Annotated in this window: 14 protein-coding genes; 5 read left to right on the top strand and 9 right to left on the bottom strand. The window is 59.9% G+C overall.

Annotated elements, in window-relative coordinates:
- Positions 1-417 precede the first annotated feature (417 nt).
- The 6 genes from pbpG to G5221_RS20020 all read right to left on the bottom strand — a co-directional run bounded on the left by pbpG (position 418) and on the right by G5221_RS20020 (position 6040).
- Entirely contained in the window at positions 418-1245 is an 828-nt protein-coding gene (pbpG, locus tag G5221_RS19995; RefSeq protein WP_005343009.1) for a D-alanyl-D-alanine endopeptidase, read from the bottom strand.
- A 159-nt stretch (positions 1246-1404) separates the two neighbouring features.
- Positions 1405-2070, bottom strand: a complete 666-nt coding sequence (locus tag G5221_RS20000) for a DedA family protein (protein ID WP_005343012.1) — start codon at positions 2068-2070, stop codon at positions 1405-1407.
- Between the two features lie 18 nt (positions 2071-2088).
- On the bottom strand, positions 2089-3381 hold the full coding sequence (locus G5221_RS20005; protein WP_421263777.1) for a hemolysin family protein: 1293 nt from the start codon (positions 3379-3381) through the stop codon (positions 2089-2091).
- Between the two features lie 263 nt (positions 3382-3644).
- The gene (gene ansB, locus G5221_RS20010) at positions 3645-4703 is read right to left on the bottom strand and encodes an L-asparaginase 2 (protein ID WP_005348754.1); all 1059 of its coding nucleotides are present in this window, start codon (positions 4701-4703) and stop codon (positions 3645-3647) included.
- A gap of 129 nt (positions 4704-4832) precedes the next feature.
- Positions 4833-5027, bottom strand: a complete 195-nt coding sequence (locus G5221_RS20015) for a heavy-metal-associated domain-containing protein (RefSeq protein WP_421263778.1) — start codon at positions 5025-5027, stop codon at positions 4833-4835.
- Between the two features lie 62 nt (positions 5028-5089).
- A complete protein-coding gene (locus G5221_RS20020) occupies positions 5090-6040 on the bottom strand; it encodes an AEC family transporter (protein ID WP_421263779.1) in 951 nt (316 codons plus the stop codon).
- Positions 6041-6177: 137 nt separating this feature from the next.
- On the opposite strand from G5221_RS20020, the gene treR reads away from it, so the two are divergent.
- From treR to G5221_RS20045, 5 genes are all read left to right on the top strand, one after another.
- The gene (gene treR, locus G5221_RS20025; protein WP_421263780.1) at positions 6178-7125 is read left to right on the top strand and encodes a trehalose operon repressor TreR; all 948 of its coding nucleotides are present in this window, start codon (positions 6178-6180) and stop codon (positions 7123-7125) included.
- A 192-nt stretch (positions 7126-7317) separates the two neighbouring features.
- Positions 7318-8748 (top strand): PTS trehalose transporter subunit IIBC, encoded by a 1431-nt coding sequence (treB, locus tag G5221_RS20030; RefSeq protein WP_421263781.1) that lies wholly within the window; start codon positions 7318-7320, stop codon positions 8746-8748.
- Between the two features lie 66 nt (positions 8749-8814).
- Positions 8815-10473, top strand: coding sequence for an alpha,alpha-phosphotrehalase (treC, locus tag G5221_RS20035; protein ID WP_421223935.1), 1659 nt, complete (start codon positions 8815-8817; stop codon positions 10471-10473).
- Positions 10474-10479: 6 nt separating this feature from the next.
- Complete coding sequence (locus tag G5221_RS20040) at positions 10480-11079, top strand: sugar O-acetyltransferase (protein ID WP_421223933.1); 600 nt, start codon at positions 10480-10482, stop codon at positions 11077-11079.
- A 120-nt stretch (positions 11080-11199) separates the two neighbouring features.
- Positions 11200-11388 carry a hypothetical protein gene (locus G5221_RS20045; RefSeq protein ID WP_005336040.1) on the top strand — a complete coding sequence of 63 codons (189 nt, stop codon included), beginning with the start codon at positions 11200-11202 and terminating at the stop codon, positions 11386-11388.
- 60 nt (positions 11389-11448) lie between these two features.
- On the opposite strand, the gene rluA is transcribed toward G5221_RS20045, so the two are convergent.
- The 3 genes from rluA to G5221_RS20060 form a co-directional block, all read right to left on the bottom strand.
- A complete protein-coding gene (rluA, locus tag G5221_RS20050; protein ID WP_421223951.1) occupies positions 11449-12105 on the bottom strand; it encodes a bifunctional tRNA pseudouridine(32) synthase/23S rRNA pseudouridine(746) synthase RluA in 657 nt (218 codons plus the stop codon).
- A gap of 36 nt (positions 12106-12141) precedes the next feature.
- Positions 12142-15009, bottom strand: coding sequence for an RNA polymerase-associated protein RapA (gene rapA, locus G5221_RS20055; protein WP_421263782.1), 2868 nt, complete (start codon positions 15007-15009; stop codon positions 12142-12144).
- Between the two features lie 269 nt (positions 15010-15278).
- The coding region (locus tag G5221_RS20060; protein WP_421263783.1) for a hypothetical protein at positions 15279-15485 on the bottom strand (207 nt) is incomplete at its 5' end.

Below are 15485 nucleotides of genomic sequence, written 5' to 3' on the forward strand. Positions count from 1 at the left end.
GCCCGTAGCTCAGCTGGATAGAGTACCTGGCTACGAACCAGGTGGTCAGAGGTTCGAATCCTCTCGGGCGCACCATACAGACAGCCTCGACTTCGGTCGGGGCTGTTTTTTTATGGGCGACATTTAGCTTTTTGGTGCAGATTCGTTTTCGCGTTATAGCGGCTGGATGGCCTTCCAGTCTGTTCTTGTCCTCTTTCAGACCCCCTTCTGTTATTGCGTCGCGATCTTCTGAACGGTGCAACCCCTCACCACCCTTTACCTCATCTATAGGCGCGCTGTATGCCTGCTGTTGCAACGGCAGATGCCGCGCAGCTCATCATTCAGGGTTTGGCTATCAACATCCTGCAAGGCCTGCAGAGGCGTTTTGCGGGCAATAAAAAAGGATGCCGCAGCATCCTTTTGTGTCGAGATATTTACTCAGCTTTTCAACCATTTGCGAATGCGGTTGGCATCGCCGATGGGGGTACGTTTGCCCACCGAGTTGAGCAGCACGATGGCTAGCTCGCGGCTGTCCGGTTTGGCGCGCATTACCAGACAGCGCCCCGCTTCGTCAGTGAAGCCGGTCTTGGAGAGGCGCACGTCCCAATCCGGGTTTTTCACCAGCGGGTTGGTGTTGTTGAACATCAGGCTGTAGGCGGGGGCGCTGAAGCGCATCTCCCGGTTCTCATCCTGAGTGAACTGACGGATCAGCGGCTGACGATAGGCGGCGGCGGCCAGCTTGCCGAGATCCTGGGCGGTGGAGACGTTGCGGGTGGAGAGGCCGGTGGAGTCGTAGAAGTGGGTATTACGCATACCCAGCTGTCTGGCCTTGTTGTTCATGGCTCGCACGAAGGCGCTGCGACCGCCCGGATAGTGACGCGCCAGTGCCGAGGCCATCCGGTTTTCGGAGGACATCAGCGCCAGATGCAGGGCGTCGCGGCGGGTTACCTTGGTGCCCATGCGGATGCGGGAATGGGTGTGTTTGACCCGATCCAGATCGTTCTTGTCGACCGTGATGGTCTGGTTGAGATTCTGTTTGGCATCCAGCACCACCAGCGCTGTCATCAGCTTGGTGAGGGAGGCGATGGGACGTACCTTGGTGGCATTCTTCTGGTAGAGCGTCTTGCCCGTTTTTACATCCACGACCAGGGCGCTGCTCGAGCGTACTTCCAGTTTGGCAGGGTTGGGTGCCGCGCTGACCGCAGGCAATCCCAGTATTCCCATCAACCCGACAACCAGCGCTGCTGCGCGAATCCGACACCACATACAACCGACTCCGTTCCCATCCAAAAAAAGGCGCTAGATTCACTCATTTTTACCCCGGCTTTACAAGGGCCGAGCGGGACTATTTCTGTTATTTGCGCAAAATTGGCGATCAAAAAAGCCCTCTGGTGAGGGCTTTCGGGTCGGGCGTTGGGCGAGGGGTCAATCCCGCGGCTGCGCAGCCCTGCGTTTGCTGATCCAGCGCCAGACCAGCGCCACCATGCCACCCACCAGCAGGGCCACCGGCAGATAGATGATGATGTTGAAGAACTGGGTCTGGTATTCGGCGGCCAGCTTGGTGTGGCTCAGGTAGTAGCCAAACCCGACCAGCGGGCAGATCCACATGATGGAGCTGATCAGATTGACGATGAGGAAGCGCCCCTGCGGCAGCTCGGTAGCTCCCACGATATAGGGGTAGGCGGTGCGCACGAAGGCGATATAGCGCGCGGTGATCAGGGTGATGATCCCGTACTTGTCCAGCAGGTGGTAGACCTTCTGCTGGTGTCGCTCTTCCACATGGGACATCAGCCGATGGTAGAGCTGGGTGTGGCCGAGAAAGCGCCCCTGCATGTAACCGAGCCAGGTGCCGACAAAGGTAGCCATGATCAACAGCGGGATCACCCCGAGAGACAACACATCCTGATAGATGAGCACGCCGGTGAGGATCAGCAGGCTGTCACCGGGCAGAAAGGCGGTAGGGATGAATCCGTTTTCCAGTACCAGAAACGTCAGAATCACACCACAGATCATGAAGGCCATCTTGGGATCGGAAAGTGTGTTCAGATCGTGATTCATAAAGGCGTGAGCCAGTTGGTAAAACTGCTCCATACTTGCAAACTCCGCAGGTTAGCTGGGTTGATCGGTCAAGGGCATGGCTAGCACCTTGTCGATGCGCAGGCCATCCATGTCAACAATTTCCAGTTGCCACTGTTCCAGTGTCACCAGATCTCCGGTTTGTGGAACACGACCAAGGAGCAGCATGATAAGCCCTCCGAGGGTGTGATAGTGATGTTTTTCTTCTTCAGGCAGACGAACCAGCTCCAGACAATCCTTCAACTCTGGCAGCGGGATCAGGCCATCGAGCAGCCAGCTGCCGTCGGCGCGCCGGAAGGCCCAGTTGTCCTCGCCATCCTCCTGCTGGAAATCCCCCGCCAGTGCCTCCAGCAGATCCTGCTGGGTGACCAGCCCCTGCAGCTCGCCATACTCGTCAACCACCAGCGCCATCTGTTCGCTGTGGGTGCGGAAGTGGTTGAGCAGTTCGACGCCGTTGAGGGTCTCGGGCAGCAGGCTGCCCTCCTGGGTCAGGGCAGCCAGATCGATGGGCTCCCCCTTGATATAGGCGTGCAGCACCTTGCTGACATTGATGATACCCACCAATTCTGACAGGTTGCCGTCGCAGACCGGAAAATAGCTGTGGCGATACTCCACCAGTCGCTGCAGGTTGGTCTCCAGCGGCAGCGCCAGATCCAGATAGCGGATATCGCTGCGTGGCACCATCAGGGAGGAGAGGCTGCGCTCGTCGAGACGGAAGACGTTGCGCAGCATGGTGTGTTCATGATCCTCGATCACCCCGGCTTCAGAGCCCTCCACCAGCATGGCGTGGATCTCCTCCTCGGTAACGTTGGCGCTGCCGTTCTGGTTGACCCGCAGCAGCCGCAGGCTGGCATTGGTAGAGGCCGACAGCAGCCAGACGAAGGGGCGAGTCAGGGTGGCGAGCCAGTGCATCGGGCGGGCCACCAGGCAGGCGATGCGCTCGGCATTGAGTTGGCCAAGGCGCTTGGGCACCAGCTCCCCCACCACGATGGAGAGGTACGTGACCACCACTACCACGATGACGGTGGCGATCAGGCCGCTGCTTTTGGCAGAGAGCCCCCACTCCTGCAACCAGAGCGAGAAGGGCTGGGCCAGTAGCGATTCGCCGTAGATACCGTTGAGCAGGCCGATGCTGGTGATGCCGATTTGGACGGCAGAGAGAAAATGGGTCGGGTCTTCACCCAGTTTGAGGGCGATGGCGGCGGAGCGGTTGCCTTCATTGGCAAGTTTGCCGAGGCGCGCCTTGCGTGCGGTGACGATGGCGATTTCTGACATGGCGAAGACGCCATTAAGCAAAATCAATCCCAGCAGGATCAATATTTCCATACAGCAACAGCACCTCTTGAGTAGATAAGATCGCTGGCAGTGTAATGAATTTGGCGGCGATGCGCTTGTGAAAGCGGGTGATCCGGCTCGCTAATTTGATGACAGCGCTCTGCGGTGGCCGAAAAAGATGGTCGGAAAAGGGAAGGATGACCTCGCCAAACGACGTAATGGGTGAGGCGGGTGCTTGGCGAAGTGGCATTGCATGCAGGATGGAAAAGGGCGGGAAGTCCCGCCCTTACTTGTCACTTGTCAGACAACCGTTATCAGAACTGCTGGAACCAACGCTGGATCTGGGCTGGATCCTTGCTCTGGGTCAGGGAGAGCATCAGCAGCACCCGCGCTTTCTGCGGGTTGAGAGTGCCGGAGGCCACGAAGCCGTACTTGGCATCATCGATCTCGGCATCCAGGGTGGTGGCGCCGGTCGGTACGCGGGCGGAGCGCACTACCCGGATGCCGTCTTTGCTCGCCTTGGCCAGGGTATCGAACAGGGTGTGGTAGAGGTTGCCGTTACCCACCCCGGCGCTGACGATGCCGTCAAACTTGGCATCCACCATCGCCTTGGCCGGCAAGTCGGTAGCGTTGGCGTAGCTGTAGACGATGCCCACTTGCGGCAGCTTGTCGAGCTTGCTCACGTCAAACGGGGTCTTGCTGGTGTGCAGACGGGCCGGGCTGCGCTGATAGTCGATCTTGCCGTTGTGGATGTAACCCAGCGGGCCAAAGTTGGGAGAAGCAAAGGTCTGCACGCCGGTGGTGTTGGTCTTGGTGACGTCGCGGGCATCGAGCACTGTGTCGTTCATCGCCACCATGACGCCACGGCCCTTGGAGGCGGGGTCGGAGGCGGTCACCACGGCGTTGTAGAGGTTGAGCGGGCCATCGGCACTCATGGCGGTGGAGGGGCGCATGGCGCCAACCAGCACTACCGGCTTGTCGCTCTTGACGGTCAGGTTGAGGAAGTAGGCGGTCTCTTCCATGGTGTCGGTGCCGTGGGTAATGACGATGCCATCCACGTCATCCTTGGCCAGCAGCTCGTTGACCCGCTTGGCCAGCTTGAGCCACACCTCGTCGTTCATGTCCTGGGAGCCGATCTTCACCACCTGTTCACCCTGCACATCGGCCACGTTCTTCATCTCGGGCACGGCGGCGATCAGGGTTTCGATGGCCACCTTGCCAGCCTCGTAGTTGGACTGGGTAGCCGACTGGCCAGCTCCGGCGATGGTGCCGCCGGTTGCCAGAATATGGACGTTGGGCAGGGCCATTGCCATGGGGGAGAGGGTCAGGCCGACGACGGCGGCGAGCAGGGTCTTGCGGATCGGTAGGGTCATGCTGCAAATCCTTATGTTGGAATAATCGCAGCAAGTTTGCCCGTTTAATAACCCGGGTCTGTGATAAAACTCACCAAAAGACAGGTGAGTACAGATTTTTAACCTGTTTTATACCTCTATGGAGATAATTTAACTCGCAGAGAAACCCTTGGCTTCGATCAGGGCGATCAGCTCGGCCTTGCTCAGCGCACTCTCGATGACGGCCTTGCTGCTGGTGAAATCGACGGTTGCGGTGGTGACTGCAGGCTGGGCCAGCAGGGCTTTTTGCAGACTGGCGGCGCAGCCACCGCAGGACATGCCGGACACTGTGAGTTCGATGGTCATGGGATATCTCCTCTGTTGATGAGCGCCAGCCTAAAGCTGCCGCCTCCGGCAAGGTCAAGCTGTCAGTACATCAACCCTAGGTAATTCATCAGAGTTGCCCCGAGGCTGGTAGTGATCAGCGAACCGAGGGTGGTGGTGGCGATGATGTTTGCGGCCAGCACGCTGTCGCCCCCCATGGCGCGGGTCATCACATAGCTGGCTGCGGCAGTCGGGGTAGCGCTGATGAGAAACAGAATACCCAGCTCCAGATGGCTGAAGCCGAGCAGGGCAGCCCCAAGAGTGAACGCAGCCGGAATGAGACAGAGCCGCATGATGCTGGCCCAGCCTGCAATGGCTGCGCCACCACGCAGGGCATCGAGGCTGAGAGAGGCGCCGGTGCAGAGCAGCGCCAGCGGCAACGTCATGTTGGCGAAGTAGCTGCCGGTGGTGAGCAGCAGTTGCGGCATCTTGATACCGAGCAGGGTAAACGGCAGCGCCACCACAATGGCGATGATCAGCGGATTCTTGATGATGCCGAGCAGGATGGGGCGAATGCCGGTGGCGCCGCCGAGACTGCGGGTGAGGGTGATCACCGCGAGAATGTTGTAGAGCACGGTCACCGCACCGACATAGAAGGCCGCCGCCCCCAACCCTTCGTGGCCATAGGCGTTTTGCACATAGGCGAGCCCGATAATGGCGCTGTTGCCGCGAAAGCTCCCCTGCACGAAGATGCCGCGCAGTCGCTGCTCCCCGATAAAACGTCCGGCCAGCAGTTCCAGCACCAGATAGCTGATAACGGTGGCGAGCAGGCCGTAACCGATAAACCAGAAGCTCGGCATGGTGGCGAAGTTGGTACCGAGAATACTGAGAAAGAGCAGAGCGGGCAGGGTGACCTGAAACACTAGCCGCGAGGCGGATTCGGTAAAGGGATCCGGCAGCAGCCCCAGCCGCTTGAGCAAGATGCCGAGCAGCAGCACCACGCAGATGGGGCCTGTGATGGAGAGGGAGAAGAGCAGACTGGCCAGCAGATCCATGATGGGCATCCTGTGCTGTGCCCACACACCCTGACGGCGGGGCAAAAAGGGCATTCTAACGCCATGGGCTTGTATTCACAGGGGTTAATCACAACAATGTGGGCAATTCCACCGCCTAGCCTCCTGTGAGCCAATTCATGGACAAGAAACTGACCATTCTCGATATCGCCAGACTTAGCGGCGTCGGCAAGTCGACCGTCTCCCGGGTGCTCAATCAGGATCCCAAGGTGAAGCAGGAGACCCGCGAGCGGGTGGAGCAGATCATCGCCGAACACGGCTTCGTGCCGAGCAAATCGGCGCGGGCCATGCGCAGCCAGAGCCAGCAGGTGGTGGGGATCATCGTCTCGCGGCTCGACTCCAGCTCGGAGAATCAGGCGGTGCGCGGCATGCTGGAGACCCTCTACCTGCGTGGCTACGATGCTGTGCTGATGGAGAGCAAGTTCTCCCCCGCCAAGGTACAGGAGCATCTGGCGGTGCTGGAGCGGCGCGGGGTGGATGGCATTATCCTGTTCGCCTTCAATAACTTGGACTATGCCGCCATGGCGCCGCTGAAAGAGAAGCTGGTGCTGGTCGCTCGTGAATATCCCGGTTTCTCCTCGGTCTGCTTCGACGACGCCGGTGCGGTGCGCACCATGCTGGCGCAGCTGGCAAGCCGTGGCGCCCGCGACATCGCCTATCTGGGGGTGGATGCCTCGGATCTCACCACCGGCCAACGCCGCCTCGACGCCTATCTCGCTTACTGCGCAGAGCAGGGGTTGCGCCCGCGTAGCGCCCTCGGTGATCTCAGCCTGCAGAGCGGCTACCGGCTGGCGGCCGAGCTGCTTACCCCCTCCACCCAGGCGCTGGTCTGCGCCAGCGACACCCTCGCCATCGGTGCGGCAAAATACCTGCAAGAACAAGGGCGTAGCGAGGTGCTGGTGACCGGCCTTGGCAACAACCCCATGCTCAGTTTCCTCTTCCCCAATGCCCTCAGTCTCGATCTTGGCTACAAGGGGGCAGGGGAGCAGGCGGCGCGTCAGCTGCTCGGTCAGATTGAGCAGGATCAGCCTCCGCTGGTGACAATCGCCCCCTGTCGAACCCTGTGAGCCCCATCACTTCCGACTGAACAAAAAGTGCGCTTTTTGTGACGCTCGCCACGAATTGGGAACGTTCCCATTTTGATCTGGCCAGATTGTCGGCATGCTAAATGGGAACGATACCAAAAACGCTCCGGCCGACAGACTGGCTCAAAAGGGCGATACAGACCACTATTCAATGGCGTCACAGAGGGAAGACCCATGTCCAAGATCAACGCACAGCAGCTTGCCACCCTGATCGATAAGATCGGCGGCAAGGAGAACATCGCCACCGTCAGCCACTGCCTGACCCGGTTGCGCTTCGTCCTGAACGATCCGGCCAAGGCCGACAGCAAGGCCATCGAAACCATTCCGGCAGTGAAGGGAAGCTTCACCCAGGGCGGTCAATTCCAGGTGGTGATCGGCAACGAGGTAGAGCAGTGGTACAAGGCGCTGACCGAACAGCTCGGCGTCAGAGGTGGCAGCAAGGAGACCGCCAAGCAGGCGGCACGCCAGAACATGAACCCGCTGGAGCGGGGCATCTCCCATCTGGCGGAGATCTTCGTGCCGCTGCTGCCCGCCATCATCACCGGCGGTCTGATCCTGGGCTTTCGCAACGTCATCGGCGACATCAAGATGTTCGACGATGGCACTCATACCCTCACCGAGATCAGCCAGTTCTGGGCTCAGGTACACGCCTTCCTCTGGCTGCTGGGCGAGGCGATTTTCCACTTCCTGCCGGTCGGCGTCTGCTGGTCTGCAGTGAAGAAGATGGGCGGCTCCGAGATCCTCGGTATCGTGCTGGGGGTGACGCTGGTGTCACCGCAGTTGATGAACGCCTATGGCATTGGTCAGCAGACTCCCGAGGTGTGGGACTTCGGCCTGTTCGTGATCCAGAAGGTAGGTTATCAGGCCCAGGTCATTCCGGCGCTGCTGGCGGGTGTCTTCCTGGCTTGGGTTGAGACCAACCTCAAGCGGATCATTCCGGCCTATCTCTATCTGGTGATTGTGCCGTTTGTCTCGCTGCTGCTGGCAGTGATCGTGGCCCACGCCTTTATCGGCCCGTTCGGTCGCTGGATTGGTGATGGCGTTGGTTTCGCTGCCAAGGCCGCCATGACCGGCTCCTTCGCTCCCATCGGTGCAGCCCTGTTCGGTTTCCTCTACGCACCGCTGGTTATTACCGGTATCCACCACACCACCAACGCGGTGGATCTGCAATTGATGCAGAGCATGGGTGGCACCCCGATTTGGCCACTTATCGCCCTCTCCAACATTGCGCAGGCGTCTGCGGTCGTCGGCATCATTTTGATTAGCCGCAAGGAGAACGAGCGGGAGATCTCGGTACCTGCCGCCATTTCCGCCTACCTCGGGGTGACCGAGCCGGCCATGTACGGTATCAACCTCAAGTACAAGTTCCCCATGTTGTGCGCCATGGTGGGATCCAGCCTTGCGGCCCTTATCTGCGGTTTCGCCGGGGTGATGGCCAACGGCATCGGGGTGGGCGGCCTGCCGGGCATCCTCTCCATCCAGCCGCAATACTGGGCGGTGTTCGCCATCGCCATGCTGGTCGCCATCGTGGTGCCGGTGGTGCTGACCCTGCTGGTCTACAAGCGCCAGCAAGCCGCTGGCAAGTTGACCCAAGCCAGCGCCTGACACTGATTATCAGGGCGACCCGCGGGTCGCCCTCTCCATTTTCTATTCGAGACAAGAGAAAGACCCATGAGCCAAACACCCTGGTGGCAGAGTGCCGTGATTTACCAGATTTACCCCAAGAGCTTTCAGGACTCCGCTGCCCGTGGCACCGGCGATCTCAAGGGGATCATGGCCCGCCTCGACTATCTCAAGACCTTGGGCGTCGATGCCCTCTGGCTGACCCCGGTTTATGTTTCTCCGCAGGTGGACAACGGATACGACATCGCCGACTACCTTGCCATCGATCCCGCCTACGGCACCATGGCAGATTTCGAGGCGCTGCTGGCCGCCGCCCATGCGCGCGATATCCGCATCGTGATGGATATCGTGGTCAACCACACCTCCACCGAGCACGCTTGGTTCAAGTCGGCGCTGGGGGATAAAAACAGCCCCTACCGCGACTACTACATCTGGCGCGATCCGGTGGATGGCGGCGTACCCAACAACTGGCAATCCAAGTTTGGTGGCAGCGCCTGGGAGCTGGATCCCGCCACCGGTCAGTACTACCTGCACCTGTTTGCCCGCGAGCAGGCGGATCTCAACTGGGAAAATCCGGCGGTGCGCGCCGAGGTGAAAAACATCATTCACTTCTGGGCCAAGAAGGGGGTGGATGGGTTCCGGCTCGACGTTATCAACCTTATCTCCAAGGATCAGACCTTCCCGAACGACGATATTGGCGATGGCCGCCGCTTCTACACCGACGGGCCGCGCATCCACGAATTCCTGCAGGATGTGAGCTGCGACGTGTTTGCTCCTGTCGGCGCCATGACGGTGGGGGAGATGTCCTCTACTTCGCTGGAGCACTGCCAGCGCTATGGCGCCCTCGATGGCTCAGAGCTCTCCATGGTGTTCAACTTCCACCATCTGAAGGTGGATTACCCCAACGGCGACAAGTGGACCAAGGCGCCGTTCGACTTCCTCGAACTCAAGCGCATCTTCAACCACTGGCAGAGCGGCATGCATGGCAAGGGGTGGTCGGCGCTGTTCTGGTGCAACCACGATCAGCCGCGCATCGTCTCCCGTTTTGGCGATGAGGGTGAGCATAGGGTGGTCGCCGCCAAGATGCTGGCCAGCACGCTGCACGGCCTGCAAGGCACCCCCTACATCTATCAGGGGGAGGAGATCGGCATGACCAACCCCGGCTATCAGCACATCGATGACTATCAGGATGTGGAGAGCCGCAACATCTTCGCCATCAAGCAGGCTGAAGGGATGAGCGAGGCCGAGATCCTCGCCATTCTCGCTGCCAAGTCCCGCGACAACTCGCGCACGCCGATGCAGTGGAGTGCCGCCCCGAACGCCGGTTTTACGGCAGGCAATCCGTGGCTCAAGCCTGCCGCCAACTATCCCGAGATCAACGCCGAGGCGGCGCTGGCCGACCAGAACTCGGTGTTTTGGCACTATCGGGATCTTATCGCCCTTCGCAAGGTGCACCCCATCTTCACTCAGGGGGATTATCAGGAGCTGCTGACCGGGCACCCGCAGATCTGGGCCTATGCCCGTCGCGCCAACGGTCAGACCCTGCTGGTGGTGAGCAACTTCTACGGCGAGCCGGTGGAGTTTGCCTTGCCTGCCGAGCTGCAAAGCGGGCAAGGTCGGCTGCTGCTCGGCAACTACCCCGATAGCCCGGCCCGACCGCAATCGGGTATGCTGCGCCCTTATGAATCCCTGATCTGGCTGATGTAGTAGGTAATGGAGAAGATGGTGCGCGGTACCGAGTGGCAGAAGATGGTGGCGGGGGAGCCCTATGACGCGGGCGATCCCGGGCTCAAAGCGGCACGTGAGCGCTGCCGAAGGCTTTATCACACCTTCAACACCTGCTGGCAGGAGAAACCGGCGCGGGATGCTTTGCTGCACGAGCTGCTCGGTGGTCGCGGCCATGAGTGCGCCATCAATCCGCCGTTCTTCTGCGACTATGGCGCCAATATCTTCGTCGGCGAGAACTTCTACGCCAACGTCAATTGCACCATCCTCGACGTCTGTGAGGTGCATATCGGCGACAACGTGCTGCTGGCGCCCGGGGTGCAGATCTACACCGCCGCTCATCCGGTGGCGGTGGCGCCACGTATCAAGGGTGTCGAGTTCGGCAAGCCTGTACGGATCGGTCACAACGTCTGGATCGGCGGTAGCGTCGTCATCTGTCCCGGCGTCACTATCGGTGACAACAGCGTCATCGGTGCCGGTTCGGTGGTGACCAAAGATGTGCCCGCCAACGTGGTGGCGGCTGGCAACCCTTGCAAGATGCTTCGGCCGATGACGGCACAGGAGCTTGAAGGCGTCATCCAGCGGTGAGCAGGGGCCATGAATGCAATTTCTATCTGACTGATAGAAAAGCGACTTTCAGATTGTTTTGCATTCAGTGCTTATGTTCGGGGCCGCTTGGCCGATACTGTTGAGTGCAGGAGGAACCCTATGGATATATCAAGTTCTGCAAATGCGTCGTTTGGTTCTGCTCTGATGACGGCCAGTCTGGCCAAGAAACAGCAGACCCAAGAGGGCGAAGCTGCGCTGAAGCTGCTGCAAAACGCAGCGCAATCAGCGCCGGTTGCACCGACATCGGCCAGCGCTTCTTTGGGAAGCAAGATCGATATTCGCGTCTGACCCTAATGAAAAAGCCCCCATCTCGCGATGGGGGCTTTTTTATCTCTGCGATTTGCGGGATCAGACCGAGAAAGGAGCCGGCGCCTCGAAGGTCATCCGCTCGCCGCTACGGGGGTGACTGATGGTCAACATGGCCGCATGCAGATAAAGGTGCGGTGCCGCCGCCAGCGCATCCGGATGGGCGTAGAGGTTGTCACCCAGGATCGGGTGCCCCAGCTCCAGCATATGGACGCGCAACTGGTGCGAGCGACCTGTGATGGGAGTCAGCTTGATCAGGCTGTTGCCGTTCTCCACTTTCAGTTTTTCCCACAGGGTCAGAGCGTGACGCCCCTCCTCGTGATCCACCTTCTGCTTCGGGCGGTTGGGCCAGTCGACGCAGAGCGGCAGGTCAACCTGTCCCGACTCTGCTTCCGGCTCGCCCCACACCCAGGCGAGGTAGTGCTTCTCGGTCTCCCGCTCGCGAAATTGCCGGCTCAGCTCCCGATGAGAGTTGGGATTGAGGGGAATGACAATGACGCCAGTGGTGGACATGTCGAGGCGATGAGCTGCCGCCGCCTTGGGGTGCTGCTGTTTCACCCGATGCAGGACGCTGTCTTCATTCTCGGGCCCACGCCCGGGGACGCTTAGCAGGCCAGTGGGCTTGTTGACCACCATGATGTCCTTGTCCTTGAACAGGATATCGAGCCAGGGTTCCAGAGGCGGTGAGTATTCAAACATAAATGTCTCGCATCAGAAGGTGGGGGCAAGCCCCCATCAGTTATGGGTAACCACGATAAAGCGGATGGCATCCAGCTTGAGTTGGGTCTGATCGATCAGGTGGTGCAATTCTGCCTGCAGATTGCGCAGATAATCCAGTTCGCTGTCGCGCACGTTCGGGTTGACCGACTTGAGCGCTTCCAGACGATCCAGATCCTGCTGCAGGGTCTGCGCCATCTGGGCGCGGGCCTTGTCGACAATCCCGGCTTTCAGCTCTTCGGCAATGGCCTGGCCCTTGCCGATCAGACCGTGGATCACCGGTTGGGATGCAGTCACGAGCTTGCTGCCGAGGTGGCGGTTGACCGGAGTCAGCTGGCGGTTGAAGGCATCGAACGCCACTTTCTCGCCCAGATTCTGGCCGTTCTTGTCCATCAGCAGACGGATCGGCGTCGGCGGCATGAAGCGGTAGAGCTGGGGATGGGCCGCAGACTCGGCAACGAAGATCAGCTCAAGCAGGATGGAGCCGATGGGCAGCGCCTTGTTCTTGAGCAGTGCGACCGAGGTGGCACCGATCTCGGAGCCCAGGATCAGGTCGATACCGCCGCGCATCATGGGGTGATCCCAGGAGAGCAGCGCCATGTCATCCCGCGACAGGGCTGTGTTGCGATCGAAGGTGATGGTCATGCCGTCTTGCGGCAGGCCCGGGAAGCTGGAGACCAGCATGTGATCCCCGGGGGTCAGTACCAGCGCATTCTCGCCACGGTCATCCTGATTGACGCCGATCTCGTCGAACATCTTGAGGGCGAAGGAGATCATGCCGGTGTCGTCATCTTCGGCGGCCAGCTTGTCGACCAGCTGCTGGGCGGCTGCGCCACCGCTGGAGTGGATCTCCAGCAGGCGATCGCGGCCCTGCTCCAGCCGTGCCTTGAGCGGCTCGTGCAGTTCGCGGGTCTTGACCAGCAGGGCCTCGAGGGCCGCCTGATCGCCGGTGTTGGCGGCCAGCAGCTCGAACAGCTCCTCACGTACCGCTTCGAATACCGGGCGGGCAGTTGGGCAGGTCTGCTCGAACGCGTCCAGACCATCGTGATACCAGAGCTGCAGGGCGCGCTGGGCAGTCCCTTCCAGATAGGGAACGTGGATCTCGACGGTATTCTGCTGACCGATACGATCCAGTCGGCCGATACGCTGCTCCAGCAGATCCGGGTTGAGGGGCAGATCGAACAGCACCAGATGGCTGGCAAACTGGAAGTTGCGACCCTCTGAACCGATCTCGGAGCAGAGCAGCACCTGGGCGCCACCCTCTTGCTGGGCGAAATAGGCGGAGGCCTTGTCCCGCTCGAGGATCGACATCCCTTCGTGGAACACGGCACCACGGATCCCTTCACGGGTGCGTAGCGCCTCTTCCAGCGCGATGGCGGTCGCCGCTTCGGAGCAGATCACCAGCACCTTCTGCTGGCGGGCTGAGAGCAGCAGCTCCAGCAACCATTCGACGCGCGGGTCAAACTGGGTCCAGGTGGCGTTGTCGCCTTCGAACTGCTGGAAGATCTTCTCGGGGTAGAGGTAGCGCAGGGCGCGGGTCTGCAGATCGCCACCGTTGCCACCCATCATGCCCATCACCTTGATGGCTGTCTTGTACTGCTCCGGCAGCGGCATGGGGTAGACGTTGAGGTGACGCTCGGGGAAGCCCTGAATATTGGCGCGGCTGTTGCGGAACAGCACCCGGCCGGTGCCATGCTGGTCCAGCAGCTTGGCGACCGCCTGCTGGCGGGCGGCGGCATCGCTCAAGTCCAGCCCTTCCAGCTGGCTGGCGAGGATCTGTCTGGCTTCATCGCTCAGGGTCTCGCCATCCAGCAGCTCTTGCGCTGCGCTGGCGACCTGACCATAGGCCTGCTCCTCGGCGAGGAAGGCCTCATAGTCGTAAAAACGCTCGGGATCGAGCAGGCGCAGACGGGCAAAGTGGCTCTGGTGACCCAGCTGATCCGGGGTTGCGGTCAGCAGCAGCACGCCCGGCACCTGTTCGGCCAGCGCTTCCACCATCTCATAGGCACGGCTCGGCGCCTCTTCACTCCACTCCAGATGGTGCGCTTCGTCGACAACCAGCAGATCCCATTCGGCTTCCAGCACTTGCTCGAAGCGACGGCGCTTCTTGCGCAGGAAGTCGAGGCTGCAGATCACCAGCTGTTCGGTCTCGAAGGGGTTCTCCGCATCGGCAAACGCCTCGATGCAGCGCTCCTCGTCAAACAGGGAGAAGTGCAGGTTGAAGCGGCGCAGCATTTCGACCAGCCATTGGTGCTGCAAGGTTTCGGGCAGCAGAATGAGTACGCGATGGGCGCGGCCGGAGAGCAGTTGCTGATGAATGATCATGCCCGCTTCGATGGTCTTGCCCAGACCCACCTCATCGGCCAGCAGTACGCGCGGAGCGTAGCGGTGACCCACTTCATGAGCGATATAGAGCTGGTGCGGGATCAGGCTGACCCGACCACCGGCCAGACCGCGAGTCGGGTTGCGACGACGTTGGTGCTGGTTGACCAGCGCCTCGTAGCGCAGGGTGAAACGGGACATCCGATCGATCTGACCGGCGAACAGGCGATCCTGCGGCTTGTTGAACTTGATAAAGTTGTTGAGAAACACTTCCTTGAGGGCAACGGGCTCATTATTGTCGGTGCGCACACCTACATATATAAGCAGGCCGTCTTTCTCCTGCACTTCTTCGACCGTCATGGTCCAGTCTTCGTGACTGGTGATCTGATCGCCCACATTGAAGCTGACCCGGGTGACCGGCGCCTCTTCTTTGGCATACATGCGGTTTTCACCGGTAGCCGGAAACAACAGGGTAACCATGCGTCCTTCAACAGCAACGACAGTCCCCAACCCCAGATCCGTCTCTGTATCACTAATCCAACGCTGGCCAAGTGCAAAAGGCATTAAACTCTCCAAAGCCCAAGAGTGTGTGAATCGCAAAGGGGCGCTATGTTACCCGAAGGCGTGACCTCGATCACCATGCATATAGATGTAGAGAGACCAAATCGCCACAACCTTGATCTGCTACCACCGCCACGCCATCTAGAGGATAGCGAGCTCGCCAAACGGGTGTGTTGTTGCAGGATAAATGCGCTTTTTGGGTGATTAGTGAACGGTTGAACCCAAAATGCGAATTTAATTCGAAAACACCCTTGCAAGCGTGATCCAGATCCCTATAATGCGCCTCCATCGACAGGGCAAGCGGCAACGCAGAAAGCCAAGTCGATAACCTCGAAAAGCATTTGAAAATAAGGCTTGACTCGAGAAGGCGGTTGAGTAGAATTCCACTCCCGCAGCAACACGCTGTTGCGTCGCTCTTTAACAATTTGAATCAAGCAATCTGTGTGGGCACTCACAGCATCGAGCATCAAAAACAATTT

This window comes from Aeromonas sp. 602200 (assembly GCF_049173895.1).
GTDB lineage: Bacteria > Pseudomonadota > Gammaproteobacteria > Enterobacterales > Aeromonadaceae > Aeromonas > Aeromonas veronii_A.

Excerpts from the sequence above, each read along its gene's own strand:
- treB (WP_421263781.1), top strand. The coding sequence starts at position 7,318 with ATGTCCAAGATCAACGCACAGCAGCTTGCCACCCTGATCGATAAGATC.
- G5221_RS20040 (WP_421223933.1), top strand. The coding sequence starts at position 10,480 with ATGGAGAAGATGGTGCGCGGTACCGAGTGGCAGAAGATGGTGGCGGGG.
- treR (WP_421263780.1), top strand. The coding sequence starts at position 6,178 with ATGGACAAGAAACTGACCATTCTCGATATCGCCAGACTTAGCGGCGTC.
- rluA (WP_421223951.1), bottom strand. The coding sequence starts at position 12,105 with ATGTTTGAATACTCACCGCCTCTGGAACCCTGGCTCGATATCCTGTTC.
- G5221_RS20015 (WP_421263778.1), bottom strand. The coding sequence starts at position 5,027 with ATGACCATCGAACTCACAGTGTCCGGCATGTCCTGCGGTGGCTGCGCC.
- G5221_RS20005 (WP_421263777.1), bottom strand. The coding sequence starts at position 3,381 with ATGGAAATATTGATCCTGCTGGGATTGATTTTGCTTAATGGCGTCTTC.
- pbpG (WP_005343009.1), bottom strand. The coding sequence starts at position 1,245 with ATGTGGTGTCGGATTCGCGCAGCAGCGCTGGTTGTCGGGTTGATGGGA.
- treC (WP_421223935.1), top strand. The coding sequence starts at position 8,815 with ATGAGCCAAACACCCTGGTGGCAGAGTGCCGTGATTTACCAGATTTAC.
- G5221_RS20020 (WP_421263779.1), bottom strand. The coding sequence starts at position 6,040 with ATGGATCTGCTGGCCAGTCTGCTCTTCTCCCTCTCCATCACAGGCCCC.
- G5221_RS20000 (WP_005343012.1), bottom strand. The coding sequence starts at position 2,070 with ATGGAGCAGTTTTACCAACTGGCTCACGCCTTTATGAATCACGATCTG.
- rapA (WP_421263782.1), bottom strand. The coding sequence starts at position 15,009 with ATGCCTTTTGCACTTGGCCAGCGTTGGATTAGTGATACAGAGACGGAT.
- G5221_RS20045 (WP_005336040.1), top strand. The coding sequence starts at position 11,200 with ATGGATATATCAAGTTCTGCAAATGCGTCGTTTGGTTCTGCTCTGATG.
- ansB (WP_005348754.1), bottom strand. The coding sequence starts at position 4,703 with ATGACCCTACCGATCCGCAAGACCCTGCTCGCCGCCGTCGTCGGCCTG.